This window comes from Skermanella sp. (assembly GCF_059503625.1).
Window position 1 is genome coordinate 1 of the sequence record NZ_JCACHA010000423.1, and the last position, 2,426, is coordinate 2,426.

At 66.7% G+C, this 2,426-nt stretch carries 3 protein-coding genes; 1 reads left to right on the top strand and 2 read right to left on the bottom strand.

The genetic code is table 11. The annotated features are described in order from the left end of the window. A partial coding sequence (locus tag AC5JJ6_RS09310) for a thioredoxin family protein (RefSeq protein WP_496041772.1) occupies window positions 1-126 on the top strand: 126 nt, incomplete at its 5' end. A gap of 37 nt (window positions 127-163) precedes the next feature. Here AC5JJ6_RS09310 and AC5JJ6_RS09315 read toward each other — a convergent pair. Together AC5JJ6_RS09315 and accD are read right to left on the bottom strand one after the other, a co-directional pair. After that, the gene (locus AC5JJ6_RS09315) at window positions 164-1,510 is read right to left on the bottom strand and encodes a bifunctional folylpolyglutamate synthase/dihydrofolate synthase (RefSeq protein WP_496041770.1); all 1,347 of its coding nucleotides are present in this window, start codon (window positions 1,508-1,510) and stop codon (window positions 164-166) included. After that, a partial coding sequence (accD, locus tag AC5JJ6_RS09320) for an acetyl-CoA carboxylase, carboxyltransferase subunit beta (protein ID WP_496041771.1) occupies window positions 1,470-2,426 on the bottom strand: 957 nt, incomplete at its 5' end. The genes accD and AC5JJ6_RS09315, both read right to left, overlap by 41 nt.

Consider the following 2,426-nt stretch of genomic DNA (forward strand, 5'->3'; position numbering starts at 1 on the left):
CCCGGCCAGTTCGGCGTTCGTGGCATTCCCACGCTGATGCTGTTCAAGGACGGCAAGGTCGCGGCCACCAAGATCGGCGCCCTGCCGAAGGGCGCGCTGTTTCAGTGGGTCGAATCGGTCCTGTAAGATCGGGACATAGTTGTCGCGCCATGGCCCGGAGGCATCAGCCATTCCGGGCCAGGACGGCTCCCGCGAGATAAAGCGAGCCGCAGATCATCACGCGAGTCGGGCTTGGATCGCGCCGGATCAGGGCATCCAGTGCCGTATCGACGTTTTCCGCCGCTTCGGCATCCTCGATCCTGACTACCCGCGCGGCGGATGCCGCATCGTCGGGCGATAGCGACGCTTCCTCGCCGGGGATCGCCACGGCGCGCAGCGTCGAGGCGAAACCGCTCAGCGGGCGAAGGAAGTCTTTAGGCTCCTTGGTCGCCAGCATCCCGAAGATCAGCTTGAGCGGCAATCCGTCCGATTCATTCCAGCGCGCAGCTTGAGCGCCCAGAACTTCACCGGCGGAATCGTTGTGACCGCCGTCCAGCCACAGATCCCAGCCCGGCGGCAGCCGGTCCACCAGCGGACCGCGCGTCAGCCGTTGCAGGCGGCCGGGCCAGCGGACTTCGGCCAACCCCCTGCGGACGGCTTCATCCGAAACCGCGATGCCCGGCAGATGGTCCAGGCAGGCCAGCGCCACGCCCGCGTTGACGATCTGGTGCGCGCCGGGCAGAGCCGGCAGCGGCAGGCCGGCGCTCCGCGACGGGCTTTCGAAGCGGAACCCCTCCCCCTTTGCAAACGAGCGCCATGCGTCGCCCGCTTCGAACAGCGGCGCGCCGATGGCGGCGGCACGCTCGCGGAACGCGGTGGTCACTTCCGCCGACGACTGCGGCGCCACCACGGACGGAACGCCCGGCCGCATGATGCCGGCCTTCTCTCCCGCGATCGCCGTCAGCGTCTCGCCCAGGAACTGCATGTGGTCGTAGGAAATCCGCGTCAGGGCGGTGACGGCCGGGCGTTCGATCACGTTGGTGCTGTCCAGGCGTCCGCCCAAGCCGGTTTCCAGCAGGACCACGTCGGCGGGCGTCCGCGAGAACGCCAGCATGGCGGCAGCGGTCGTGATCTCGAAATACGTGATCGGCTCGCCCCGGTTCGCCTGCTCGCACTCTTCCAGGATTTCCGCCAGATAATCGTCGTCGATCAGCTCGCCACCTCCAGGAGCCGCCAAGCGGATACGCTCGTGGAAGCGAACCAGATGGGGAGAGGTGTAGACATGGACGCGCTTGCCCGCCGCCTCCAGGAAGGCGCGCAGGAAAGCGATGGTCGATCCCTTGCCGTTGGTGCCCGCGACGTGGACGACCGGCGGCAGCCTGGTGTGCGGGCTGCCGACGGCTTCCAGCATCCGGAAGGTACGGCCAAGGGAAAGATCGATGACCTTGGGATGAAGGTGTTTCAGCCGGTCCAGGACCGGATCGGCACGGTCAGCGGTCGGGACGGTCGCCGGCAGGCTCAAGGGTTTCACCGCTTTGTGTCTGTGCGGAAGTCGGGGTGACAGTCTCGTCCGCATCCGGGTCGATCAGGTCGGCCTCGGACGGTGGCGCCACGGTTTCCGGCTCGGCGGTCGGCAGGGTCACGATCTCGGCGGACGGGTTCGGCCGGCCCAGCAGGTCGAGCACCCGGATCAGCGTTGCGCGCAGGTCCTTGCGGTGGATGACCATGTCCACCATACCGTGCTCCATCAGGTATTCGGAGCGCTGGAAGCCTTCCGGCAGGGTCTCGCGGATGGTGTCCTCGATCACGCGGGCACCGGCGAAGCCGATCTGGGCGCCCTTCTCCGCGATATGCAGGTCGCCCAGCATCGCGAAGGAGGCCGTGACGCCGCCCGTGGTCGGATCGGTCAGGACGACGATGTAGGGCAGACCCGCTTCCTTCACCATCTGCACGGCTATCGTGCTGCGCGGCATCTGCATCAGCGACAGGATGCCTTCCTGCATGCGGGCGCCGCCGGAAGACGGCACCACGATCAGCGGCGCTTCCTGAAGCACGGCGAGCCTCGCTGCGGCCAGCAGCCCCTCGCCCACCGCGATGCCCATGGAACCGCCCATGAAACCGAAGTCGAACGCGGCGATAACCGTCTGCATGCCGCCCATCTTGCCGTGGGCGACGCGGATCGCATCGTTCTTGCCGGTCTTGGTCTGGGCTTCCTTCAGGCGGTCGCTGTAGCGCTTCTGGTCACGGAACTTCAGCGGATCGACCGGCACCTTGGGCAGTTCGATGACCTGGAACTCGTCCTCGTCGAACAGCATCTTCAGCCGGCTGTCGGCATCCAGGCGCATATGGAAGCCGCAGTGCTGGCAGACGCGCAGGTTGTCTTCCATGTCGCGGTGGAAGATCATCGCCTCGCAGTTGGGGCACTTATGCCAAAGATTGTCCGGCAC